Below are 23,658 nucleotides of genomic sequence, written 5' to 3' on the forward strand. Positions count from 1 at the left end.
TTCATGGTCTACCGAAAGTTTTCACGATATGACTGAACACCAGGAGCTCAGCGCACGTAACCTGAATAATTCTGCCCGGCGCATTGTTGGGCTTGTCGCGCTCTTAAACGGTGCAGCTGCAGTTGTTGAGGCAACTATTGCAGCTTTCATCGGTTCTGTTTCGCTCTTTGCCGACTCAGCAGATTTTCTCGAAGACTTCTTGATCAATGGCCTGGTCTTTTGCGCCTTGAGCTGGTCGGTTACCAGCCGCCGGAAAGCGTCGTTCGGGTTGGCAGCACTTATTCTGATCCCGGCTATCGCAGCATTTGGTACAGCTCTTTATAAGGTGTTTTCAGCTTCAGTTCCGGAACCTACGGCTCTCACGGCAACATCCGTTGCAGCCCTTGCGGTAAATCTTCTCTGCGCGATGCTATTGTTGCGCCTTCGCTCAGGTAATACTGCCCTCACTCGTGGCGCGTGGCTTGCAGCCCGTAATGATGCCGTGGCCAACGTTCTGATGATTCTCGCGGGAATCAGCACCTTCTTCTGGTACTCCATGTGGCCCGATGTGATAACCGGGGTGCTGATGGGCATCATCAACTGCTTCGCGGCTAAAGAAGTTTATGAGCAGGCACGAGCAGAAGATCCTGAACTTGAATTCGACTAACCCACCCAAGCATCAACCAACAGACCGGCTGCACAATACACAGGAGTAGCAATGACCGCCCCGCACCTCATTAACGTTTCACTTCCGCAGCCTTCCCACAAGGTAGGCGCGTGTCACCGCATCGGAAATTTTGATCTCATCGATCACTGGTTCACGGTGCCTCTAACACACGGTCTGATTTTTGGGCACTCAGCTGAAGTTGCTCAAGACCACCCGTTAGCACAAGAAACCATCACAGTCTTTGCCCGCGAAGTCATCGATACATCACCCCAGCCCACCACCGCAGTAGAGGCACGGCCCTTCATGGTCTATCTGCAGGGCGGCCCCGGCGGCGCATCCCCGCGTCCTGCATCCGATGCCGGCTGGGTAGCAAAGCTTGCTCAAACCCACCGCGTCATTCTGCTCGATCAACGAGGCACCGGCAATTCGACACCGCTGACTGCTCAGACTCTCACCGCTCTTGGCTCTGTTGAGAGCCAAGTACAGTACGCAGAACTCTTCCGGGCAGATTCAATCATTGCCGATGCCGAAGTTGTGCGCGACTTTCTGACCGTAGACAGGGCAGATCTCCGGTGGTCCACAATGGGTCAGAGCTTTGGCGGATTCCTCACGCTGAGCTACCTCAGTTTTGCGCCGGGTTCCCTAAAAGACAGCCGTATGACGGCAGGCCTTGCACCAATTCGCGCGCACATCGATGGCGTTTACCGCTCAACTTATGCCCGTACACAGGCTCGTAACCAGGAATTCTTTGGCTGGTATCCAGAGGATGCTGCGCTAGCCAATCGCATTGCAGAGCACCTAGCGAGTAAAACCGAGAAGCTTCCCACGGGTGAACGACTCACCCCTGAACGTTTTCAGATGCTCGGTTCATATTTGGGCGGTAACGCGCGCATCCACCAACTGCACTACATTCTGCAATCTGCTTTTGCCGAAGGCCACTCGCATCTTTCAGAGCAGTTTATTCGTGATGTCGCAAGTTGCGTCAGCTTTATAGGTTCGCCGATCTACGCGCTACTTCACGAGGCGATTTACGCGGATGGTCCCGCTGTACCGGTTGGTGCGAACAAGCTTTCTCCCTCGCCCGCCCCCACTCGCTGGTCAGCGCAACGTATTTCTGCCGAACTGCCGCAGTTCGCGCCAGACGCCCATCAGCTCCTGTTCACCGGCGAGCACACTTTTGACTGGTACTTCGACCAAGATCCATCGTTGAGTCCTCTCGCAGAAGCCGCACATGCACTAGCAGAAAAGGACGACTGGGGTCGGCTCTACGATCACGAGCAGCTGGCTCGCAATGAGGTTCCGCTGGTTGCCGCCGCTTACGTTCCCGATATCTATGTCGATTTCGAGCACTCCATGAACACCGCAAACTTTGTGACCAATACCCGCGTGTGGACCTCTGCTACTCACCATCACGACGGCTTAGGCGCGGATGGTGCCATGATTTTAGGTCATCTCAAAAACTTATTGGCCGATATGCACTAACCCGCCCCCAGACGCCACTGACCAAGTAGGGTAAACTCAACAGAGTCTATTGACGGTCCGGTAACTTTTGGGGAGTTACCGGCACCGCTTTGGCGCATTCTTGCGCAACAACAATTGAGGGGAAGATTTTTGGTAACTCGCGCACAATTTTTAGGCGGTGGAGCGCTCGCTGTTCTTGCAGCGTCCATGGGCAGTACCACAGCACAGGCCGCTGACGGTTCACGCTTGCTCATTGCCACCGACGAGGGCATTTCAAACGACGGCTCCACCCCCGTCAACGGCAAAATTAATCAGCTCTCAAAGTCTTTGGCTGATAACGGTGGCGGAGCGATTGTCTTCCCTCCCGGTATTTACGCGGTTGACGATGAAGGCGTTGAAGTTCGCAACCAGGTCAGCTTTATCGGTTTGGGCGAGGCAACCCAGTTCATGCCCACCGGTACGTGGGGCGAGCTTGCCGGAGTTTTTCGCATCGGCACCGATAAAGAAAACAACTCTGACCCGGTCTACCGTTCTGGCCTGCATGATTTGAGCATCAAACCGGGCAAGGACGCCATCAAGCACGCTGAATCTATTGAAAACGTGGTTGGCGTTTTGTACAACACCAAGAACGGTGATTCGCCAGCTGACCCGGATGCCGCGCATCGAATTTCGGGGCTAACCCTGTGGGATTTGGATATGGGCATCAAGATCAAGGGCGCCGATGATCAAGGTATGACGGTGGAGCGCATCCGCGGACGTAAGTTCTTGCGGTCTGCTCTTGTGGTCGGTGAAGCTTTTAAATCAGGTGGCGCCGACAACATGTTCTCAATGATTGATTTATCATCTGCTAACCGCGCCAAGGTGGACGCTGCAACAGTTGAGCTCTACACCTCCAATACCAGCTGGTCACAGGTAAAAACCTGGTACTCCAAGCGTTCTGTAGCGTTAGACGGAGATAGCAAGGCAGGTGCTGGCTTCTACATCAAGGGCACCCGCAATACTTTCAGCCAGTGCGATGCGCAGGATAACGGCGGTCATGGCTTCCTCATTAAGTACGGCAACAATTCTTTTGTTAACTGTGTGGCTGACTCTAACGGTCACGCTGATAATTTGGAGGGCTCGGCAAAGTTGGGTGAGGCTCACGGCTTCCACGTGTCGGTTGATGCGCCGGGCACTCAGCTGATTGGTTGCCAGGCCTTCAACCGCGATGTACCGAACCCCGGTCAGGGTGTTGGATTCTGGGTTGCTGAGGGCAATAAGAACATTATTCTTTCGGGCAACGCATTCGGCAATACTAGCGAGAACAGTGTCACCAAGGGACTGGATGCGCAGAAGAACCAGGTGATTGACGGCGGCGCCAAGTAACCTCAGTTCTCCAGCGATGCGAAGATAAAACGACCCCGCTGAACAGGTGTCCGGCGTGGGTCGCTTTTTGTTAAAAATTTAAGCGCTATAACTCGTTGTGAGCACGTTGTGCTGCGCGTTTGACACTGGTAAAAGTGGCGATTAGAACAGGTAGGACGCCCGCGAGCAGGGCTAGTATGCCAGCAAGTGACGCCATATCGTCCCCATATAGATGGTAGGTGAGCAATACCGCCACGGTACCCACGATAAAAATCATCAGACCGAGACTGAGCGCGGGAACTGCCGCGCGATGACCTGCCTGCCAGGCCGCATCCGACTCCATGGTCGCCGAAGTTCTCACGCCAACCAGCCCGTTGCGCGTGAGGTTACCGGCCTTAATCATGGCAAGTAAAACTGCAAAGGTAATGGCAACTATTACAAGGGCTATAAGACTAATCATGGGTGGCTCCTGAAATAAGGATTTGAAAGACTGCTTGATGGTGTGGCTAATAGTCCTGGTTCGCTCTTCCAAGCCGTCAAGGGCCCGCTTCCCTCAAACGCCAAACCCGAGCCAGCGGTCCCTCGACGCCCTGTAAGAGCAGAAATGGATCATTGTTCTTCATCATATCGCCCCCCTACCTACACAAGAGAACAAAAATTCCCCCGCCGAAAACCCGGCGGGGGAATTTTTAGGTTATGAAACTAGTTCATATACGCCTGATGCGCGCCACGAGCGCGATCTACGAGATCCTGGTACTCTGCTTCAGACTCAATGAGTTCATCGCGGTATTTCTGCGGAACATTGCGTGACTTAGCGGTTGCCGCATCCAATTTGTCCTGAATCTTCTGACGTTCCTCAGTGGAGGCATTGTCGGGTAGGTTCAGGTACTGCTCTGAGAGTCTCTGAGTCTTCTGAATGGCTGCCAGCGCTTTGCCCTTGGGGGAAAGCAACGAGGCCAGAACGGTAATAATCAGTACGCCAACGATAACTGCCAGTGAGACACCGATTGTCACTTCAACAACGTGGACGGGCTGACCGTCGTTGATGAAAGGCAAGGTGTTCTCATGCAATGCGTGCAGAATCAGCTTGACGCCAATGAAGGCGAGGATGATTGCAAGACCCCATGAAAGGTAGATGAGGCGATCCAGCAGACCGTCAATCAAGAAGTAGAGCTGGCGCAGACCCATCAGTGAGAACGCGGTTGCGGTGAAGACAATGTATGGTTCCTGGGTCAAACCGAAGATTGCGGGGATTGAGTCCAGTGCGAAGAGGATATCGGTACCGCCGATAGCTACCATTACCAGCAGCATCGGGGTCATTACCTTTTTACCGTTTTCTACGGTGAAGAGTTTATCCCCATCGTAGTAATCGGTGGTGTGCATGAACTTCGTCGCCAGGCGAATGATGAAGTTATTAGCTTCATCCTCTTCTTCTTTATCGGTGACCTCACCTTTGAGCAGGTTACCTGCGGTGAGCAGAAGAATGATGCCGAAGATGTAGAAAACACCGCTCCAACGGTCGATAGCTGCTGCACCCAAAAGAATGAACACGGTACGCGCAATCAAAGCAAACACGATACCGAAAAGTAGAACCTTTTGCTGATCCTCACGCGGCACCTTGAAAGATGCCATGATAATCAAGAAGACAAAGAGGTTATCGACACTCAACGCCTTTTCGGTAATATAGCCGCCATAGTATTCAGCAGCGAACTGGCCGCCGTCCCACCAGAGGATAACGAGACCGAACAGGAGTGCGATACCCACGTAGATAGCAGACCAAATCGCTGCTTCTTTGATGGTGGGTTCGTGCGGTTTACGCACGTGAAAAAAGAAATCGTATGCCAACAACGCGAGAATAAACACGATGGTGACAGTCCACTGAAGCCCAGTAATATGCATGGGAGCCTTTCTTGTGGGATTGATACTACAATGACCACAAGTCTCTCCCACCACTATGTCTCAGTGGTTTGCCCCCCGGTTAGACGCCTTCGGCTAACGTGCTGACGAGAAAACAATTAGCGGGATACTCCCTTGCTCGTCACACAACTCTACAGCATTGGGTGTAAATCTAGGTTTCAGGTGGGTAAATACTACCCGTGAACCTGCGCACGTGCGTCGTAAATTTCGCCGCGTTAAGAGAATTCGGTGGATTTTCCTTCCGCCACAAGCGGTTGAAAAATCCACCGAAAAATATTTTATTCAGCTTTTATTTGCCGGATGCGGCCTGTTCATCAACGCTTGCGGCGGTAAAGCGCTTGTTGATGTGTTTGGGCTTTACGGTTTCATCCACGAGGGCGATTGCGAAGTCCTGCGTTGAGATGAAGTTGCCTGCGGGGCGGTCAAGGTCAAGCTTGATGTCACCGGTGCGGACGCCGGGGGCAATGACGGGAGCCGGTGACACCATGGTCCACTGCAGAGATGCCGGAGCTTCTTTGTACATAGCGTAGATTTCTCCGAAGAGATCTGCCTCGCTCTTGTAGATAGCGGGGAAATCGGGGGCGTTACGTAGCTCGTTGCCGTTCTCATCCAAAAGTGAGCCTGCGCCTCCCACAAAGATGAAGCGCCCTGAAGGAGCTGCTGAAATCAGCGCGCGGTGCGCTGCCTGGATTTCGCGGTTAGCCTGCTCGCTTTCGCGGGCTACAACAGAGATGATGGTTGCATCGTGTTCATCGATAACTTCTACAACGTCGTCCACGTTGGTGAAGTCGATAACCTGAGCCTGAACTCCTTCAACGGGGTTGCCCGAGCGGTTGTAGGCATCAACCTCAAGATTGCGGCTGAGAGCTTCTGCTACAGCTTCTTTACCAACGTTACCGGTTGCACCAATAATTGCGATTTTCACTGTTTTTCCTTTCGTGGTCGCATCGTCACTTCCAGAATTTATTTTACACGGAAATCTTTTGGGCGGGTGGATTTTCCGAAGAATTTACCCGCCCACAATCTTTAGGCGTGACCTACCGCCTGCATCTGTCGCAGCTCCTTTTTGAGATCTGCGATTTCGTCGCGCAGGCGTCCTGCAATCTCAAACTTCAGCTCTTCAGCCGCCTGCATCATCTGCGCGTGCATCTCTTCGATAAGATCCAGCAGTTCCTCAGCGCCTTCAGCCGCCAAACCGTCGGCGCGAACACGCTCACCGCGTGCCAACAATGCATCGGCCTCGGGTGAGGACGCTGCGGGCTCGGCGGAACCCTTCTTCTCAGATGAAACCGGTGCGGTTTTCTTACCGGCCGCCTTGCGCGTTTGAAGCAACTCGTGGGTGTCTTCAGATTCACGCGCCAGCTGATCGGTGATATCCGCAATCTTCTTGCGCAGAGGTTGCGGGTCAATTCCGTGGTCCTTGTTGTACTTCTGCTGAATCTCGCGACGACGGTTCGTCTCGTCGATAGCGGTTTGCATGGAGTCCGTGATCTTATCGGCGTACATATGCACCTGACCGGAGACGTTTCGAGCCGCACGGCCGATAGTCTGAATCAACGAGGTGGTTGAGCGCAAGAAGCCCTGCTTATCAGCGTCCAAAATTGCCACCAGTGAGACCTCAGGCAAATCAAGACCCTCACGCAAAAGGTTGATGCCGACCAGCACGTCAAAAACACCCATGCGCAACTCACGTAGGAGCTCCACGCGTCGCAGGGTATCAACGTCCGAGTGCAGGTACTGAACCTTCACGCCGTGTTCGGTGAGATACTCCGTGAGGTCCTCAGCCATACGCTTAGTCAGCGTTGTGACGAGAACACGCTCATCTCGATTAGTACGCACGCGAATCTCGTCCAGCAAATCATCAATCTGGCCTTGAGTGGGCTTGACGATAATCTCGGGATCAATCAAACCGGTGGGGCGAATAATCTGCTCAACTACCCCATCGGCCTGCGATAGCTCGTATTTGCCCGGAGTTGCCGAAAGATAGACGGTCTGACCAATACGCTCTAAAAACTCGCCCCATTTTAACGGGCGGTTGTCCATGGCAGAAGGCAGACGGAAGCCGTGCTCCACCAGGGTGCGCTTACGGCTCATATCGCCCTCATACATCGCGCCAATCTGCGGAATCGTTACGTGGGACTCATCGACGATTAGCATGAAGTCATCCGGAAAGTAGTCCAGCAAACAGTGCGGGGCACTACCGGCAGGGCGACCGTCGATGTGCCGCGAATAGTTCTCAATACCGTTGCAGTAGCCCATCTGCTCCATCATCTCGAGGTCGTACTGCGTGCGCATACGAAGACGCTGAGCTTCTAGTAGCTTATTCTGCGACTCGAGTTCCTGCAGACGTTCCTGAGTTTCTTGCTCGATGGATGCGATAGCTCGCTTCATGCGGTCAGCACCGGCAACGTAGTGCGAGGCAGGAAAAACGTACATCTCGTTTTCTTCACGAATCACGTTACCTGTCAGCGGATTCAGCGTATAAATGGCATCAATTTCATCGCCAAAGAATTCAATGCGAATCGCATGCTCTTCGTACATGGGAATAATCTCGACAGTATCGCCGCGCACACGAAAGGTACCGCGGTGAAAGTCCATATCATTGCGCACGTACTGCATCTGCACGAACTGCTTGAGCAACTCGTCGCGGTCCATCTCTTGCCCGCGTTCAAGCGTCACCATCTGGTCAACGTATTCTTCAGGAGTACCCAGACCGTAAATACATGAGACGGTAGAAACCACCACAACATCGCGTCTTGTCAGCAAAGCATTCGTTGCGGAGTGACGCAGTCGCTCAACTTCCTCGTTAATCGAAGAATCCTTCTCGATAAACGTATCGGTTTGAGGAACATAGGCTTCGGGCTGATAGTAGTCGTAGTAAGAGACAAAGTATTCAACAGCGTTGTTGGGTAACAGCTCTCGAAGTTCATTAGCCAGCTGCGCTGCCAACGTCTTGTTCTGCACCATCACCAAGGTGGGACGCTGCAGCTTTTCAATAAGCCACGCGGAGGTAGCCGACTTACCGGTACCCGTTGCGCCCATAAGCACAACATCTTTTTCACCGTTTTGGATGCGTTCAGTCAGCTCAGCAATTGCCTGCGGCTGGTCGCCTGCCGGTTTATATTCAGAAACAACTTCAAAGGGAGCAACTACACGCTTAATTTCCTTGGCAAGACTCATACGCTCCAGCTTAGTCGTGCAACCTAGCAGACTGAACCACGTATGCTGAGAGCGTTCAAGACTGAACTTTAAAAGAACTATGCCCCGCCCAAAATCTTGGGCGGGGCATAGTTCAGCTATAAAGCTCTATCCTTTAATCGATTTTCCGGTATTGGGATCAATTTTTTCTGACGGAGCTGCGTGATCACCTGACAACTCATGAGTTGCGAACTTTTCACCGGGAGCACCGGCGATAGACTTCTCTTTCGCATCATCAGCAATTTCTTCAGCAGTGACGGTGCGAATCTGACCGGTATTAGGTACCAGGCCTTCAAACTCAGGCTCGGTACCAACCTCATATTCAGGACGCATCACAACGTCATCCACCGATGAGAAGTCCTCGCGAGCGCGACGACGGTACTCCTCGATGGGCAGCACCTGCTTCCACTGACGGGTACGCATCGGAGGTAGCTCACCGGCATCCTCACGGAGCGCGCGCACAATCATCCACATTTGCAAATAGCCCAGTGCAAAGACAGGAAGACCAATCACAATAATGACGTTCTGCAAAGCCTTAAGACCGTTGTCTCCTGAAGCCAGCAGGATGATGGTACACACCAGACCGATTGCAATCGCCCAGAAAACACGCTGACGCTTAGGAGCTTCGTCTTCGTGACCATTAGCCATCGCATCCATCACCAAAGCGGCAGAGTCGATAGAGGTAACGAAGAAAAGAGTAATAACAATCAGAGCTACCGCAGCTACCAGCTGGTACGCCGGGAAGTGAGCGAGAAACTCAAAGAGAGCAGCTGGAATGTCGCCCTCATCAACCACAGTCTCAATCAGATGGCCGCCTTCTTGCTCCTGAATATGGAACGCAGACAGACCAAAGACGCCGATCCACACCATGGTGAACGCAGAAGGACCTGAAATAGCTGCAACGATAAACTGGCGAATAGTGCGGCCCTGTGAAATCTTGGCCACGAACAATCCAACAAAGGGTGCCCAGGTTACGGTCCACGCCCAGTAGAAGACAGTCCAGGTACCAATCCAACCGGTGTCGTTCAACGCATCGTTGAAGAACATCATGGCAGGAAGCTTCTGGAAGAAATAACCAGCAGATTCAATGGTGCCGGTAATGATGTAGCGCGAAGCACCTGTCATCAAGATGAAAAGCATGAGAGCGATTGCCATCAGAATATTGACGTAAGAAATCATCTTGACGCCCTTATCCATGCCGGCAACCACCGAGGTGACGCCCGCTGCAGTAATCACAGCGATGATGCCTGCCTGAATCCAACCGCCGATAGGCACACCGTACATGATGTTGATACCGGAGTTAATCTGTAGCGCACCTAAGCCGACGGAGACCGCGATACCAAAAACAGTTGAAATAATCGCGATGGAGTCAATTGCTTTGCCGATAGGTCCGTGGATGCCTTCGCCCAGCAGTGGCTGGAACACTGACGAAACTCGCGGAGGCAACTTGCGCTTGTAGGTGAAATACCCGAATGCAAGACCGGGAACAATAAGAATAATCCAGACGCCCAACCCAATATGCCAGTTAGCGATTGAGAGAGCTTCCATCATTGCCTGATGAGACTGGGGTTCCACACCCTCGTACGGCGGGTTAGCGTAGTGAGTGATGGGTTCGGCTGCGCCCCAGAACAACAGCACAGCGCCAACGCCAGCGGCAAACATCATGCCAAACCAGGCTAGACCGGAGTATTCGGGCTCGGCATCATCATCACCAATTTTGATGCGGCCAAAGCGGCTAGCCGCCATGTACAGCAAGAAAATTGCAAAGATAGCTACGCCCAGTACATAAAACCAGCCGAGATATTTAATAATGAAGTCGGACATGACGCCAAAGGCATTTCCTACAGGTGTGGGGAAAATCGCCATGGCAACCGTAAACAGAATGACAAAACCAGCCGAAATAAAGAAAATTGACGGGCTGGTTCTGAGACCTAATTTATCGTGTATCTTGTAGAGCACGTTCAGACCTGGTGGTTACTTGTTTACTCAGCAACGGCACCTAACCACCGCCGTTGCGAATCCACCCAAAAAGGGCGACGTGCCATAATAAGCAAACTTTAGCTTCTATATCCACCCTTTAGCCCTGCTCTAACGCATTAGACCTGTGGTTTTGCACTCTTTGAAGCTAGCTTTTGTATATCTGCCCAGATTTTTTCAATCTGCTCTTCTGTTTCACTGCGGCTACCGGAGTTATCGACTACCCAGGTGGCAATAGCGCGGCGTTCTGCATCTGTGACCTGCGCGCGGATGCGAGCTTGAGCGTCGGTTTCTTGCATACCTCGTTGATGCACCAAACGATGCAGTCGGACCTCTTCAGCAGTTTCCACAACGATAACGCCGTCAAAGGTTGAGGCTTGCCCGGTTTCGGTCAAAAGCGGAATGTCTTCAACAATAATTCCCGAAAAATTGTGGTCTGCGGCTGCACGCTCTGCGATTTCTTGAGAACGAGCCCTCACCGCAGGATGCACGATAGCATTGAGTTGCTGACGGGCAGCAGCATCATTGAAAACAATAGAAGCCAATGCTGCACGATTAAGCTCACCATCTTCGGTGAGCAGTTGAGGTCCAAAAGTTGAGATAACGTCTGCCAGAGTTTGCTCCCCCGGCTTCATGAGGTCGCGGGAAATCGCATCAGCGTCGATAAGAAGGGCGCCGCGATCTTTAAGAAGTTGTGCCACGAAAGACTTTCCAGAGCCTATTCCTCCCGTTAGTCCCAAACGAACCATAGCTTTTCCTTTCAATAACTACCCCGTGATTTCCATTCCATCATTGCATACGCGATTCAAACACTAGAATAGATATCGATGACTGAAGAAACGCGCGCTCATAAATACACTGTACTTTCCCACTACAGCCCTGTTGAATCTCTACTTGAGATTAAAAGAAGTGAGTTCATTGGGCACGTCAAACGCGTTGAATCTGAGGCTGAAGCTCGAGAATTTATTGAGTCTTTGCGCAAGACATATCACGATGCCCGCCACGTTTGCTCCGCATTTGTCATCGGTGCCGACCGCGACATTCAACGCTCCTCTGACGATGGAGAACCTGCTGGTACCGCGGGCATTCCCATGTTACAAGCTCTTCTTGCTAGACGAGTAGAAACCGCCAACGGTGGTGAGTCAACTGATTTATCTGATATTTGCGCTGTCGTCGTTCGATACTTTGGCGGCATTAAGTTAGGTGCCGGCGGCCTCGTCAGGGCGTACACGGATGCTGTTGTTCAGGTGCTGGATGAGGCTGAACTTGTCCCCCGCCGCCGCCTTCGTCTGGGCGAGATCGCGGTGAGTCACGCAGATGCTGGACGCTTTGAAAATGACCTGCGCGCACAGGGGTTTACGGTGCTGAACACCGACTATTTGCCGGATCAAGCTGTGGTACGTATTGGCGTCATAGATGAGGACGATGCTAAACAGTACACCACAGAACAGGTGGCAGCTTTAACCGCTGGATCAGCATCCATTCAGTGGACAACCACTCAGTGGGTCTAAGTTTCTCAACTAAAATTTCGGTCGATGACTAGCACCCGGGCAAAACTTGCAGCATCCACCTACCGAAAAAGCCCCGCTCTCGTAAATGAGAGCGGGGCTTTTTAGCTAAAAGCCAGAGCTACTAACCGTTATGGATTAGTTGCCGGTCAGCTTCTTGCGCAGTTCAGCAAGTGCCTCGTCTGATGCGAGGGTACCTGACTCAGCAGCGTTATCGTCTGATGAGTATGAGGTGGGTGCTGCTTCTGCAGGAGCTGATGATGTTGCAGGTGCTGAAGCTGCTGCTTCTGCGTCTGCTTCGATTGCCTTTGCAACCTGTACCTTGTGAGCTTCCCAGCGTGCCTGAGCGTCTGCGTACTGCTGCTCCCAAGTTGCGCGCTGTGCTTCGTAGCCTTCGAGCCATTCGTTGGTTTCGGGGTCGAAGCCCTCGGGGTACTTGTAGTTGCCTTCTTCGTCGTACTCTGCTGCCATGCCGTACAGAGCGGGATCGAATTCGGTTGACTCGGGGTCAACGCCTTCGTTTGCCTGCTTGAGTGACAGTGAGATGCGGCGGCGGTCAAGATCGATGTCGATAACCTTCACGAAGAGCTCGTCGCCTACTGAGACAACCTGCTCTGCGAGATCCACGTGGCGAACTGCGAGTTCTGAGATGTGGACGAGACCTTCGATGCCGTCTTCTACGCGTACGAACGCACCAAAGGGAACCAGCTTGGTAACCTTACCGGGTACAACCTGACCCAGTGCGTGGGTGCGTGCGAATGCCTGCCAAGGATCTTCCTGAGTTGCCTTGAGTGACAGTGATACGCGCTCACGGCCCAGGTCAACTTCGAGAACCTCTACGGTTACTTCCTGGCCAACTTCAACAACCTCTGAAGGGTGGTCGATGTGCTTCCAGGACAGTTCTGATACGTGTACCAGACCGTCTACGCCGCCAAGGTCCACAAATGCACCGAAGTTGACGATTGAGGATACAACGCCTGAGCGAACCTGGCCCTTTTCGAGCTGGTTGAGGAAGGTTGAGCGAACCTCTGACTGGGTCTGCTCAAGCCATGCACGGCGTGAAAGAACAACGTTGTTGCGGTTCTTGTCGAGCTCGATGATCTTAGCTTCGATTTCCTGGCCGATGTAGGGTGCGAGATCGCGTACACGGCGCATTTCAACGAGTGATGCGGGAAGGAAGCCGCGAAGACCGATGTCGAGGATGAGGCCGCCCTTGACAACCTCGATGACGGTACCGGTAACAACACCGTCGTTTTCCTTGATTTGCTCGATGTCGCCCCATGCGCGCTCGTACTGTGCGCGCTTCTTGGAGAGAATCAGGCGACCTTCTTTGTCTTCCTTGGTCAAGACAAGAGCCTCAACTTCGTCACCAACGGAAACAACTTCGTCGGGGTCGACGTCGTGCTTGATGGAGAGTTCACGTGAGGGAATAACGCCTTCGGTCTTGTAACCGATGTCGAGCAGAACCTCGTCGTGGTCTACCTTGACAACTTCACCTGAGACGAGGTCGCCGTCGTTGAAGTACTTGATGGTTGCGTCGACTGCTGCGAGGAACTCTTCTTCAGTTCCGATGTCGTTGATTGCAACCTGAGGAGTGTTGGTGCTCATTGAGTAAAGGGCTCCAATATGGATAGTTAATGGTTAGTCGATACAGCCGGTTCGTTCCCCCGTATTTTCTGGCGCACGCTTGTGAAGCGTTTGCAGTCCATAACGGGTTTGTTCGCCGAGTGGTTCACTCTGTACCGAGATTTATTCGGACAATGTGCGGGCAAAATACACGCACCTCTTAATACTAGGGGCGGGCTTTGCATCAGGTCAACGGTCTGTACGGGTGTTTTTGCCGTGTTGTAGCGCGGATGCGTGATTTGTGGCTCTTTAACCTGCACTCGGGTGTGTCTCATCACTTAAATTGGAGTGAGGAGCAGTCGCAAACATCGCCTGCCAGGATCCCAAAGACTCAGCGGGTAGGCACACGTTTTCAGTTGACGAACCATAGCTGGTAAGCCCGCGGGCTTCGTAGTTGGCAAGAGCGTAAGGTCCATCCAGCGTGCAGGTATGAACCCACACGCGTCCTATGCTTGGCAGAGGGTGACGTTCAGCCAATGTCCACGCATTAACAATCATCTGCTGCAAAAAGATCTTTCCCAGCCCCTTGCCCTGAGCAAATTCCATGAGCCCAAAGTAAAGAATTTCGGTTTCAGCTGAAATTCGGCCGCTGCTTGACTCAATATGCGCGGCAAGCTGGCAGTAACCGGCGGGAGTCCCATCTACAGTGAGTAGCCATATTTCGCTCCCCACTTCATCAAGTTCCTCTTGCCATTTCTCGCGGTCCCACCCTAGACGTTCATACCAATACCAAGGCCCGCCTACTGTCGCATAGAGCCATCGGGCAAGTTCGGGTGATGCGTGAGCAGCGCGTTCAATCTTTACCCCTGCTGGCAGTGAAGAAGGAACTTGAGCTTCATCTCGCTCCAGCATCTGCAGATAGGTAATAGTGACTTCGGTTGCCTGCATTCTCTCACAATCTTTCGCTCTCAAGACAACTAAGACGAAAGCGCCGCCTCATGGTGTAATCCGTGAGGCGACGCTTGCAGCAAAGATTAGTGGCCAGCTGCGTGCCACGAATTACCGGTACCGGCCTGAACATCCATGGGCACGAGAAGCTCAACTGCGCCACTCATCTCCTGCTCAAGAATTTCGCGAGCGCGTTCCTCTTCGCCGGGAGCTACTTCGAGAATCAGTTCGTCATGAATCTGAAGAAGTATGCGGGTTTTGAGTTTTTCGCTTTCCAGCCGTTCATGAACATTGATCATTGCAATTTTCATGATGTCTGCTGCGGTGCCCTGAATAGGTGCGTTGAGTGCGGCACGTTCGGCAGCCTCACGGCGCTGACGGTTTGAGCTTCCCAAATCTGCAAGGACGCGTCGGCGTCCAAACATGGTTTCGGTATAGCCGGCCTTGTTGGCGTGTTTGACGGTATTGCGTAAGAATCGCCCGACTTTACCGAAGCGCTGGAAGTAGTTGACGGTCAGCTTAGATGCTTCTTCAACGCTGACGCCAAGTTGCTTGGAAAGACCAAATTTAGTCAGACCGTACGCAAGACCGTACGACATTGCTTTGACCTTGGCACGCATCTCGCTCGTGACGTCTTCTGGCTCAACGCCGAAGACCTGCGAACCCACAAATCGGTGAAGATCTTCACCGTCGCGGTAGGCCTGAATCAGTTTTTCATCCTGCGACAGGTGCACCATGATGCGCATTTCAATCTGCGAGTAATCAGCAGTCAGTAGCGAAACATACTCGGTGCCGTCCACAGGTTTGGGATCGACCACGAAGGCCGCGCGAATTTTTCGACCTTCTTCGGTACGAATCGGAATGTTCTGCAGGTTGGGTTCAATAGACGAAAGGCGACCAGTTGACGTTGCGTTTTGCTGGAAGGTGGTGTGCACGCGTCCGTCTGCTGCTGTGGCCTTGCCCAGGCCTTCAACGGTTTGTTTGAGCTTGGTGTAATCGCGGTAAGTGCCCAGCGCCTGCAAGAATTGTGCGCCGTCAGAATCAGGGTTGATTCGGGTAAGCAAATCAGCCATTGATTCAGCGTCTGTTGAGTAGCCGCTCTTGAGCTTACGGGTGGTTGGCAACTCCAGTTCTTCAAAGAGAACGGCCTGCAACTGCTTGGGTGATCCCAAATTAACTTCGTGACCAATGATGGAGTAGGCAGTTTCGGTTGCCTGTTTGATATGCGAATCGTAGTGAGACTTCAGGTCAGCCAACGCATCGGCATCCAGTGCAATACCGGCCAGTTCCATCTGCGCAAGGACGCGCGCTACGGGTAGCTCCATCGTTTCCAGGAGGGCTAGCTGCTCTTGATTCTCAAGCTCTTGGTGAAGAGCGTAAGAGAGCTCTTGAATATAACGTGTCACAAGTGCGGTGTATTCAAGGTTAATGACCGGTTCTGTAGCGAATAGGTCACCTTGCACTGCTGTCTCTGCAGAAGGTTCTGCGGGGAAAGCATCGCGCAAATACTGCTCGCTCAAATCTTCCATCATGGCGGTAAAGGTGCGACGGCGGGCAGTGGGAATATAGCCCAAGACGTACGAAGACAGCATCGGGTCTTCTAGAACCCCGGCAAGCTCAAATCCTCGCGCATGAAAGTTTTTGTACTGCTGCTTGACATCAAAGACGGTCTTGGCTGATGAGGGATCCGACAACCATTCCCCCACCACCTTTTCAGTGTCAGGCTGAATATCAACAAGGTCAATCCATGCTGAACCGCTACCGGCACCGAGCATCATACCCAGCAGCTGCTTCTCCCGCGCGTTACCGGCCTCTGGAGCGTCTGTATCAGCAACAGGGAAAACGGTAATGGCATCTTCTAATCGGGTGGGCACAGCGGTGGCACGCTCAACACTTTCAATAGCTGAGGATGCTACCTCCAACCACGCGGTGAATTCGGCAGCAGTTTCGATGCTCTGCGTTTGGCCCATTGTCATATCAACTTGGGCAGCCGCCTCAGCCTCGCGATCAGCGAACGTTTCAGATACACGTTTACGAATAGTATTGAATTCAAGCTCGTCGAAGAGTGCGTTGAGTTCATCATGATTAGGACCGTAATCGTCCATATCGTCCAGAGTTATCGGCAACTCGAGGTCATCGACCAGGCGGTTAAGCTTGCGGTTACGCAATACGGCATCGACGTTTTCACGCAGAGCCTCGCCCTTTTTGCCCTTGATTTTGTCTTGGTTTTCAAGGACGCCCGCCAGATCGCCGTACTCGTTTAACCACTTAGCGGCAAAGCCGGGACCAACACCGGGAACGCCAGGCAAGTTATCAGCTTGCTCGCCAGTAAGTGCAGCTAAATCGGGATACAGGTGCGGCGGTACCTTATACTTCTCTTCAATCTCAGCCGGACCCATCCGTCTAATACCCTTGGACGGGCCAGAAGTTACGGGATACAGCAAAGTTACGCCATCCCCCACCAGCTGGAAGGAATCGCGGTCGCCAGAAATAATCAAAACTTCAAAACCGGCGTCCTTACCGCGGGCGGTCATCGTTGCAACAATATCGTCCGCCTCATACGACTCCACCGTTACCCACGGAATGTTAAGAGCGTGCAACAAACGCTTAATCAGATCAATTTGACCGGCAAATTCTGCGGGGGTTTCAGCGCGGCCGCCTTTGTATTCTTGATACTGTTCGGTGCGGAAGGTGGGACCGGACAAATCGAACGCCACCACGATATGAGTAGGTTTCTCCGCACGAATCTGCCCCAGCAAAGTATTCGTAAAACTGTAAACAGCGTTGGTGTGTTGGCCGGATGCGGTTACAAAGTTCTCCGGTGGCACACCGTAAAACGAGCGGAACGCAAGTGAATGCCCGTCAATCAGAAGCAGGCGTCCAGCAGGATCTTGAGTCTTAGAGTCAGCAGTTGTCATCACTCCTCCATCCTACCGGGCATTGCTAGCACGGTCATCCTTCATGCATTAGGCGGTCACCGCTTCACTGCGCCGGGGTGTTACTGCCCCAGGAGCTTACTTAATCGTCTTAGAATAGGCTCAGATTTTTCGAGAGGACACAACAATGAACGCACTACCTAACTCCCCTGCATCTGACGCTACAAACTTCACCTACGGCGGGCTGATTGAAAAATTAGGTATCGAGTTTTCAGAAATTTCAGCTGAACGCGCAGTGGCAACGATGCCGGTGGTCGGCAATACTCAGCCCTATGGCTTACTGCACGGTGGGGCGTCAGCCGCTCTCGCAGAATCTCTGGGCTCTATGGCTGCTAATGCCTATGCACCGGAAGGTCAGGCGGCGTCCGGCGTTGATTTAAATATCACCCACCTGCGCCCCACCTTCAGCGGAATAGTTACCGGCATCTGCACAGCTGTCAGGTTGGGTAAAACGATGTGCGTGCACACCGTTGAAATTTTCGATGCCAACAAAAAAATGGTGGCAACTGCCCGCATTACGAACGCGATTGTGAACGTTCCAAGCCGGCCCTAGCCACCTTTTATGGTGCGTTTTTTCACATAATGACAGGTGAGTGCTCCCTCAGCCCCGTATCACTACTAGGATTGATTCTTCACATATTCCATTTTTAAAAAACCAGTGAGGTAATCCCTGTGAAGAAAATCCCATTGCTAGTGTGGATTATCCTAGCAATCATCACCGGTGTCCTCTTGGGCTCTTTCACTCCCGGAGCCATTGAGACACTCAACAGCGTGACAGGATGGTCGCTCCCCACCGATCTCGTTGTTCAGCTTTTCGTCTCGTTCTCTACGATATTCAGCGCTTTCCTCAGCTTTGCGATTCCGCTGATTATTATTGGATTTATCGTCCCGGGCATTGGTTCTCTCGCAAAAGGCGCGGGAAAACTCTTGGGAACCACCGTCGGTCTTGCGTATTTCTCCAGCGTCTGCGCAGGCTTTTTGGCTCTGCTCACCGCGTTGCTGGTGTACCCAGTTATCCTCAAGGGACAGCGCTTGACAGCTTTTGAAAACCCCGAAGAATCCCTCTCCGCAGGCTACTTGGAGTTCACGTTAGACCCGATTATGCCTGTGATGAGCGCGCTCATTCTTTCCTTCATCCTCGGTTTAGGTCTGACTGCTCTGCCCACCAAAAACTTGCTGGGCATCTTTCAGGACTTTCAAATTATTGTTGAGAAGCTCCTCAAAACAGTAATCATTCCCCTTCTGCCCATTCATATCATCGGCATTTTCGCCAATATGACGCTGGCAGGAGAGGTCGCTATGATTCTCTCCGTTTTCGGCAAGGTCTTCATCATGGTGCTCCTGTTGCATTGGGCTACCCTGTTGATTCAGTACACCGTTTCGGGTGTGGCATCTGGCCGCAATCCTTTTACCATGCTCAAGACCATGCTTCCTGCCTACTTCACCGCATTGGGCACTCAGTCATCTGCCGCAACCATTCCGGTCACAGTACAGTCCGCTAAAAAGGTCGGCATTAAAAATCGCATCGTAGATTTTGCGGTCCCCTTGTGCGCAAACATTCACCTCTCGGGCTCCATGATCACCATTACTTCCTGTGCAGTCGCCGTTATCTTTATGACAAACGGTGATCTCTCGTTCGGCAAGATGGTGCCTGTCATCCTCCTGTTGGGCGTCATGATGGTGGCAGCTCCCGGCGTTCCCGGCGGTGGCGTGATGAGTGCTATTGGTCTACTTCAGTCCATGCTGGGATTCGATGAATCTATGGTTGCTCTGATGATTGCGCTGTACCTTGCTCAAGATTCTTTCGGCACCGCCACTAACGTCACCGGCGATGCGACGATTGCTGCACTCATCGAACGCGTTAGTAAAATTCTCAAAATTGATGTTGATGAGCCAGCTCCTCAACACAGAGACTCAGCATCTACAGCCGTCTCTGCATAAGGCAAGGTAAGCGGCGTCCTGACTACACTAGAAGATAGTTAGGACGCTGGTTGTTGTAGTACTACGTGTAAAGGCAACTCGAAGCCCACCAGCGAAGTCACTAATAGAGAAAGACGTCATGAATAAAGTTTTGATAGGGCGCATTGCCCTGGTACTTACTATATTGTTCGCTGTTACCGCGCTTTCTCAGGGCGGCTGGTGGTGGGCGTGCGTGGCTGTAGCCACCGCTGTAACACTATGGGCGACAGCTAAACCCCAAGACAACGGGTAAGGCTCCCGTCCTCTGGCTGCTTTTACAGCTATAAGCCCAGCCCGGGCGACCTCGAAAAAATATCGCCCGCATCCTGAATCTTGGATGCGGGCGATAATTTTTAACTCTTATGAAACCTGAGCGACGATGGTCTCTGCGACCTCTCGCATGGACAGTCGACGGTCCATTGACGTTTTTTGAATCCACCGGAAAGCTTCAGGCTCTGTGAGTCCCATCTTGGTAATCAGTAGTGACTTTGCGCGGTCAACAACCTTGCGCGTCTCAAACTGTTCCTTAATCGAAGAAACTTCGCTCTGCAGGGCTTTAATCTGCTCGTAGCGGCTGATAGCTACCTCGATAGCCGGGATAAGATCATTCGGTGTAAACGGCTTCACCACGTACGCCATAGCGCCAGCTTCTGTCGCACGATCAACCAGCTCTTTCTGGCTGAAAGCAGTGAGCAAAACGACGGGAGCGAGTTGCTCCTTGGAAATCAGCTCAGCTGCTGAAATACCGTCCATCACCGGCATTTTAACGTCCATCAGCACAAGATCTGGGCGGTGTTCACGCGCCAGCTCAACTGCGCGTTCGCCGTTATCAGCTTCTGCAACGACAGTAAATCCCTGGTCTTTAAGGATTTCCACAATGTCCAGTCGAATCAGCGCTTCATCTTCTGCTACGACTACGGTGCGCTGTTGCGGCTCAGCTTCCAGGTTCTCTTGAGTTGTCTTCTCTGACATCACTCACACTCCTGACAAGTAAAAGTCTTATTTGGTTTTATACCAACACTATTTTATTTTGACACGCTAACCCGCTCATCAGGGGGAATTTCAGCTGTTTGTTCAGGGTAAGTTCAGACACCGTCTCAGGCTTTTTCGTCTCGATTTCACTTTTGAGAAAAACGTGTGTACAGTAGTGGATGCACGTTGTGTAGGAGCCCAAGTGGCGGAATTGGCAGACGCGCTGCACTCAAAATGCAGTATGGAAACATGTGTGGGTTCGAGTCCCACCTTGGGCACAACTAACCCGGTCAGATTGAAGAATCTGACCGGGTTTTTCTTTATCCTCATCCCGGTGATGACGTACTTTCTCCTCGCTCTCCGTTGAGAGTTATTGGCGAGAGAAAATACGCAATCCCGGTAGATGCATCGACTAGCAGTTCTACTAGCTGGTGAGCTTAATGGGTTGTTCAGGAATTTCAACCAGAGGATGCGGCGCAAACTTTTCGCGGAGCTTACGCAAGGTCAAAGCGTGCTCTGAGAGTTTCTTGTCTTCTGCTGTCACCGGAACAAACTGGCGCGCGTTCAGGGGAACACCGTCCAGATCAACAGCGATGTAGGTGAAGGACGCGTGAATCGCCAGCGGCAACTTTTCTTGGGGTTTGCGGGGATCGCCCGCGCGTAAATGCACCATGCCGCTCATCGAACGCGCATCCGTACGAACCAGACGGGTGTTTACCTCAACCAAATCGCCAATATGAATGGGCTGGTAAAAACGGATGCCTCCGATGTAAACAGCGACCGTTCGCTCGCTGGAGAACGACATAGTCACGTTTGTTGCCGCCTCGTCGATCCACTCCATAGCGGTGCCGCTGTGAACGTTACCGCCCCAATTGACATCGGTGGGTTTAGCGAGAAAACGGTGGGTGATTTCTGGAGCTGTGGAATCCCTGGTGTAGGTTTGTCGAAGCATCTCCGCTTCAATTTCTTTGCGAAGCTCAATACGAGAGAGTGCCGCCTGCTCCACGCGCTTTTCTTCAGCGGTCTCAGGTTCAAACGGGGTAACGGGCGTTGGCTTGTGATCCTCCCCCTATCGCCGCAAAAATAACCGGACAATCACACGCCAGCGTGAAGATGCCTTCGCGGGGGTCTGCTGAGTACACCTCGTTGACAATATGCATGGTAGAACGTCCGGTGTAAACGATGCGAGAACGCACCTCTACGATATGGCCGGACGGGATAGGACCCGTGAAATGGATGTGGCCAACGTAGGCAGTCACGCAGTAAGTTTTAGCCCAGCCAGCCGCACAAGCGTATGCGTCCTTGTCAATCCACTCCAGCACGCGTCCGCCGTGCACGCCCATGGCACCTGCCATCAGAACATCGGTGGGTGCAGCTAAAAATCTCAGGGTTACCGAGGGTTGCGGCTCAATAGTCTCTGTGCTCATGGCGCTCTTTCAGCTCAGGGTCTTTAGAGTGGTCCGCTTTCAAGTAGCATACCCTCACAGCGAGCCTTAAAATTTCACACAGCGTTTCAGAGTCCTTCAAAGACATATAAAAAGCCCGCCGCTTCCCCACGATGAGAGGGAAAGCGGCGGGCGATCTATCACGAGTTTCTCAAGTTTTACTCGTGGAAAGGACCAACCTTATCGCGCTGCTGGGGCAATACCGCACCAGCATCGTCAAGGTCACCCACACGGTGAACCTTAACCAAGTTGGTTGAGCCTGAGTGTCCGGGAGGTGATCCGGCAGTGATAACTACCAGATCGTTGACCTCAGCACGGTTGGTATCAAGCAGGTGACGATCCACAAACGCGGTGACTTCGTCGGTGTTCTTAGCGCCCGGTGCGTCAGCTGCCTGTACACCCCACAGTAGGCTCATGAATGCACGAACCTCGGGATTAGGCGAGTAAGCAACCACAGGCTTCGACGGACGCAGACGAGCCAAACGGCGAGCGGTATCGCCTGATTCGGTGAAAGCAACAATGTGATCAACGTTGAGCTGATCTGCAATGTTGACAGCTGCGCGGGTGATTGCACCACCACGGGTCTTAGGTGAGGTGCCCAGCTCAGGAACGCGCAAGAGACCGCCCTCTTCGGTGGAGCGGATGATGCGTGCCATGGTCTGAATGGTGATGATGGGGTACTTACCCACTGAGGTTTCACCGGAGAGCATGACAGCGTCTGCACCATCGAGAATTGCGTTTGCGCAGTCAGATGCTTCTGCACGGGTAGGAGTCGGGTTCTGAATCATGGTCTCAAGAACCTGGGTAGCCACGATGACAGGCTTAGCCCAGCGACGAGCCATCTCGATAGCGCGCTTCTGCACCAGCGGAACTTCTTCAAGCGGGAACTCAACACCGAGGTCGCCACGAGCGACCATGATGCCATCGAACTTATCAACGATATCCTGCAGGTTATCAACTGCCTGAGGCTTCTCTATCTTAGCGATAACGGGACGGCGAACGCCTTCTTCGTCCATAATCTCATGGACGCGGGTGATGTCGTCACCAGAGCGAACGAAGGAAAGAGCAATCAGGTCAACACCAAGACGCAGTGCGAAGCGAAGGTCGTTTTCATCCTTTTCAGAAAGCGCGGGAATTGAAACTGCAACACCGGGCAGGTTGAGGCCCTTATTGTTGGAGACAGGGCCACCAACAATAACCTTGGTGGTTACGGTGCGGTCGTCAACAGAAACAGCTTCAAGGCGAATCTTACCATCATCAACCAGCAAAGTATCGCCGGGCTTTACGTCGCCGGGAAGACCTTTAAAAGTGGTACCAACGATTTCTTTGGTGCCGGGAACATCGTCAATGGTGATCTTGAAAGTATCACCGGGCTCAAGAATTTCTGAGCCGTTTTCGAAGGTTGCAAGACGAATCTTAGGACCTTGAAGATCAGCAAGGATTGCAACGTCCTTACCAAGCTTTTCGCTCTGCTCACGGATTGTCTTGTAAGAGTTCTCGTGAACCGAGTGGTCGCCGTGGCTCATGTTAAGGCGTGATACGTTCATGCCTGCTTCAAGAGCTTCTGCGATCTTCTCGGGTGCCGAGATTGCAGGACCAATGGTTACAACAATTTTTGCGCGTCTCATGTATTCAACCTTAGTAAGTTTGGATGTTCTACAACAGAGTCAAAGAGGTAATCAGGGGATGTTCCGCATTGGGGAAAACAGAAAAATCCCACAAAATCACATACAGTCAATAATGACCCAACATTGTTACTACCATTATATGAGGATTTGGGG

At 52.5% G+C, this 23,658-nt stretch carries 20 protein-coding genes and 1 tRNA gene; 8 read left to right on the forward strand and 13 right to left on the reverse strand.

Annotation, left to right across the window (positions count from 1 at the left end; all coding sequences use genetic code 11):
* The first annotated feature begins 28 nt into the window (after positions 1 to 28).
* From HF984_RS02010 to HF984_RS02020, 3 genes are all read left to right on the forward strand, one after another.
* Positions 29 to 646 carry a cation transporter gene (locus HF984_RS02010; RefSeq protein ID WP_168614013.1) on the forward strand — a complete coding sequence of 206 codons (618 nt, stop codon included), beginning with the start codon at positions 29 to 31 and terminating at the stop codon, positions 644 to 646.
* Between the two features lie 51 nt (positions 647 to 697).
* A complete protein-coding gene (locus tag HF984_RS02015) occupies positions 698 to 2,128 on the forward strand; it encodes an alpha/beta fold hydrolase (RefSeq protein ID WP_168614014.1) in 1,431 nt (476 codons plus the stop codon).
* A 129-nt stretch (positions 2,129 to 2,257) separates the two neighbouring features.
* Complete coding sequence (locus tag HF984_RS02020) at positions 2,258 to 3,472, forward strand: right-handed parallel beta-helix repeat-containing protein (protein ID WP_168614015.1); 1,215 nt, start codon at positions 2,258 to 2,260, stop codon at positions 3,470 to 3,472.
* A gap of 85 nt (positions 3,473 to 3,557) precedes the next feature.
* Here HF984_RS02020 and HF984_RS02025 read toward each other — a convergent pair whose 3' ends face one another.
* From HF984_RS02025 to coaE, 6 genes are all read right to left on the reverse strand, one after another.
* On the reverse strand, positions 3,558 to 3,911 hold the full coding sequence (locus tag HF984_RS02025; protein WP_168614016.1) for an SdpI family protein: 354 nt from the start codon (positions 3,909 to 3,911) through the stop codon (positions 3,558 to 3,560).
* Positions 3,912 to 4,153: 242 nt separating this feature from the next.
* A complete protein-coding gene (locus tag HF984_RS02030; protein ID WP_168614017.1) occupies positions 4,154 to 5,350 on the reverse strand; it encodes a TerC family protein in 1,197 nt (398 codons plus the stop codon).
* A 307-nt stretch (positions 5,351 to 5,657) separates the two neighbouring features.
* A complete protein-coding gene (locus HF984_RS02035) occupies positions 5,658 to 6,293 on the reverse strand; it encodes an NAD(P)H-binding protein (protein ID WP_168614018.1) in 636 nt (211 codons plus the stop codon).
* 101 nt (positions 6,294 to 6,394) lie between these two features.
* Positions 6,395 to 8,548 carry an excinuclease ABC subunit UvrB gene (gene uvrB, locus HF984_RS02040; RefSeq protein ID WP_168614019.1) on the reverse strand — a complete coding sequence of 718 codons (2,154 nt, stop codon included), beginning with the start codon at positions 8,546 to 8,548 and terminating at the stop codon, positions 6,395 to 6,397.
* 126 nt (positions 8,549 to 8,674) lie between these two features.
* On the reverse strand, positions 8,675 to 10,525 hold the full coding sequence (locus HF984_RS02045) for a BCCT family transporter (RefSeq protein ID WP_168614020.1): 1,851 nt from the start codon (positions 10,523 to 10,525) through the stop codon (positions 8,675 to 8,677).
* A gap of 137 nt (positions 10,526 to 10,662) precedes the next feature.
* A complete protein-coding gene (gene coaE, locus HF984_RS02050; protein ID WP_168614021.1) occupies positions 10,663 to 11,292 on the reverse strand; it encodes a dephospho-CoA kinase in 630 nt (209 codons plus the stop codon).
* 78 nt (positions 11,293 to 11,370) lie between these two features.
* Here coaE and HF984_RS02055 point away from each other — a divergent pair, with 78 nt between their 5' ends.
* Positions 11,371 to 12,054, forward strand: a complete 684-nt coding sequence (locus tag HF984_RS02055) for an IMPACT family protein (RefSeq protein ID WP_168614022.1) — start codon at positions 11,371 to 11,373, stop codon at positions 12,052 to 12,054.
* 135 nt (positions 12,055 to 12,189) lie between these two features.
* On the opposite strand, the gene rpsA is transcribed toward HF984_RS02055, so the two are convergent.
* From rpsA to polA, 3 genes are all read right to left on the reverse strand, one after another.
* On the reverse strand, positions 12,190 to 13,659 hold the full coding sequence (rpsA, locus tag HF984_RS02060; RefSeq protein WP_168614023.1) for a 30S ribosomal protein S1: 1,470 nt from the start codon (positions 13,657 to 13,659) through the stop codon (positions 12,190 to 12,192).
* Positions 13,660 to 13,926: 267 nt separating this feature from the next.
* Entirely contained in the window at positions 13,927 to 14,565 is a 639-nt protein-coding gene (locus tag HF984_RS02065; RefSeq protein WP_168614024.1) for a GNAT family N-acetyltransferase, read from the reverse strand.
* A gap of 86 nt (positions 14,566 to 14,651) precedes the next feature.
* On the reverse strand, positions 14,652 to 17,483 hold the full coding sequence (gene polA / locus HF984_RS02070) for a DNA polymerase I (RefSeq protein ID WP_168614025.1): 2,832 nt from the start codon (positions 17,481 to 17,483) through the stop codon (positions 14,652 to 14,654).
* A 145-nt stretch (positions 17,484 to 17,628) separates the two neighbouring features.
* Here polA and HF984_RS02075 point away from each other — a divergent pair, with 145 nt between their 5' ends.
* The 3 genes from HF984_RS02075 (at position 17,629) to HF984_RS02085 (ending at position 19,713) form a co-directional block, all read left to right on the forward strand.
* Positions 17,629 to 18,054, forward strand: a complete 426-nt coding sequence (locus HF984_RS02075) for a PaaI family thioesterase (protein ID WP_168614026.1) — start codon at positions 17,629 to 17,631, stop codon at positions 18,052 to 18,054.
* A 119-nt stretch (positions 18,055 to 18,173) separates the two neighbouring features.
* Complete coding sequence (locus tag HF984_RS02080) at positions 18,174 to 19,442, forward strand: cation:dicarboxylate symporter family transporter (RefSeq protein WP_168614027.1); 1,269 nt, start codon at positions 18,174 to 18,176, stop codon at positions 19,440 to 19,442.
* A gap of 118 nt (positions 19,443 to 19,560) precedes the next feature.
* Complete coding sequence (locus HF984_RS02085) at positions 19,561 to 19,713, forward strand: hypothetical protein (protein WP_168614028.1); 153 nt, start codon at positions 19,561 to 19,563, stop codon at positions 19,711 to 19,713.
* A gap of 107 nt (positions 19,714 to 19,820) precedes the next feature.
* Here HF984_RS02085 and HF984_RS02090 read toward each other — a convergent pair whose 3' ends face one another.
* Positions 19,821 to 20,432, reverse strand: coding sequence for an ANTAR domain-containing response regulator (locus HF984_RS02090; protein ID WP_168614029.1), 612 nt, complete (start codon positions 20,430 to 20,432; stop codon positions 19,821 to 19,823).
* A 196-nt stretch (positions 20,433 to 20,628) separates the two neighbouring features.
* On the opposite strand from HF984_RS02090, the gene HF984_RS02095 reads away from it, so the two are divergent.
* A tRNA-Leu gene (locus tag HF984_RS02095) sits at positions 20,629 to 20,710 on the forward strand.
* A 146-nt stretch (positions 20,711 to 20,856) separates the two neighbouring features.
* Here HF984_RS02095 and HF984_RS11805 read toward each other — a convergent pair.
* The 3 genes from HF984_RS11805 to pyk form a co-directional block, all read right to left on the reverse strand.
* Positions 20,857 to 21,438, reverse strand: coding sequence for an acyl-CoA thioesterase (locus HF984_RS11805; RefSeq protein WP_343947498.1), 582 nt, complete (start codon positions 21,436 to 21,438; stop codon positions 20,857 to 20,859).
* 25 nt (positions 21,439 to 21,463) lie between these two features.
* Entirely contained in the window at positions 21,464 to 21,859 is a 396-nt protein-coding gene (locus tag HF984_RS11810; RefSeq protein ID WP_343947500.1) for an acyl-CoA thioesterase, read from the reverse strand.
* A gap of 176 nt (positions 21,860 to 22,035) precedes the next feature.
* Complete coding sequence (gene pyk / locus HF984_RS02105; protein ID WP_168614030.1) at positions 22,036 to 23,505, reverse strand: pyruvate kinase; 1,470 nt, start codon at positions 23,503 to 23,505, stop codon at positions 22,036 to 22,038.
* Between the last annotated feature and the right edge of the window lie 153 nt (positions 23,506 to 23,658).

It is taken from the genome of Rothia terrae (assembly GCF_012396615.1).
GTDB classification, from domain to species: domain Bacteria; phylum Actinomycetota; class Actinomycetes; order Actinomycetales; family Micrococcaceae; genus Rothia; species Rothia terrae.

Bases quoted from the DNA above. Each gene is read 5' to 3' on its own strand.
- HF984_RS02055 (WP_168614022.1), top strand. From the start codon at position 11,371: ATGACTGAAGAAACGCGCGCTCATAAATACACTGTACTTTCCCACTAC.
- HF984_RS02015 (WP_168614014.1), top strand. From the start codon at position 698: ATGACCGCCCCGCACCTCATTAACGTTTCACTTCCGCAGCCTTCCCAC.
- coaE (WP_168614021.1), bottom strand. From the start codon at position 11,292: ATGGTTCGTTTGGGACTAACGGGAGGAATAGGCTCTGGAAAGTCTTTC.
- pyk (WP_168614030.1), bottom strand. From the start codon at position 23,505: ATGAGACGCGCAAAAATTGTTGTAACCATTGGTCCTGCAATCTCGGCA.
- polA (WP_168614025.1), bottom strand. From the start codon at position 17,483: ATGACAACTGCTGACTCTAAGACTCAAGATCCTGCTGGACGCCTGCTT.
- HF984_RS02025 (WP_168614016.1), bottom strand. From the start codon at position 3,911: ATGATTAGTCTTATAGCCCTTGTAATAGTTGCCATTACCTTTGCAGTT.
- HF984_RS02030 (WP_168614017.1), bottom strand. From the start codon at position 5,350: ATGCATATTACTGGGCTTCAGTGGACTGTCACCATCGTGTTTATTCTC.
- uvrB (WP_168614019.1), bottom strand. From the start codon at position 8,548: ATGAGTCTTGCCAAGGAAATTAAGCGTGTAGTTGCTCCCTTTGAAGTT.
- HF984_RS02075 (WP_168614026.1), top strand. From the start codon at position 17,629: ATGAACGCACTACCTAACTCCCCTGCATCTGACGCTACAAACTTCACC.
- HF984_RS02085 (WP_168614028.1), top strand. From the start codon at position 19,561: ATGAATAAAGTTTTGATAGGGCGCATTGCCCTGGTACTTACTATATTG.
- HF984_RS11810 (WP_343947500.1), bottom strand. From the start codon at position 21,859: ATGAGCACAGAGACTATTGAGCCGCAACCCTCGGTAACCCTGAGATTT.
- HF984_RS02065 (WP_168614024.1), bottom strand. From the start codon at position 14,565: ATGCAGGCAACCGAAGTCACTATTACCTATCTGCAGATGCTGGAGCGA.
- rpsA (WP_168614023.1), bottom strand. From the start codon at position 13,659: ATGAGCACCAACACTCCTCAGGTTGCAATCAACGACATCGGAACTGAA.
- HF984_RS02090 (WP_168614029.1), bottom strand. From the start codon at position 20,432: ATGTCAGAGAAGACAACTCAAGAGAACCTGGAAGCTGAGCCGCAACAG.
- HF984_RS02010 (WP_168614013.1), top strand. From the start codon at position 29: ATGACTGAACACCAGGAGCTCAGCGCACGTAACCTGAATAATTCTGCC.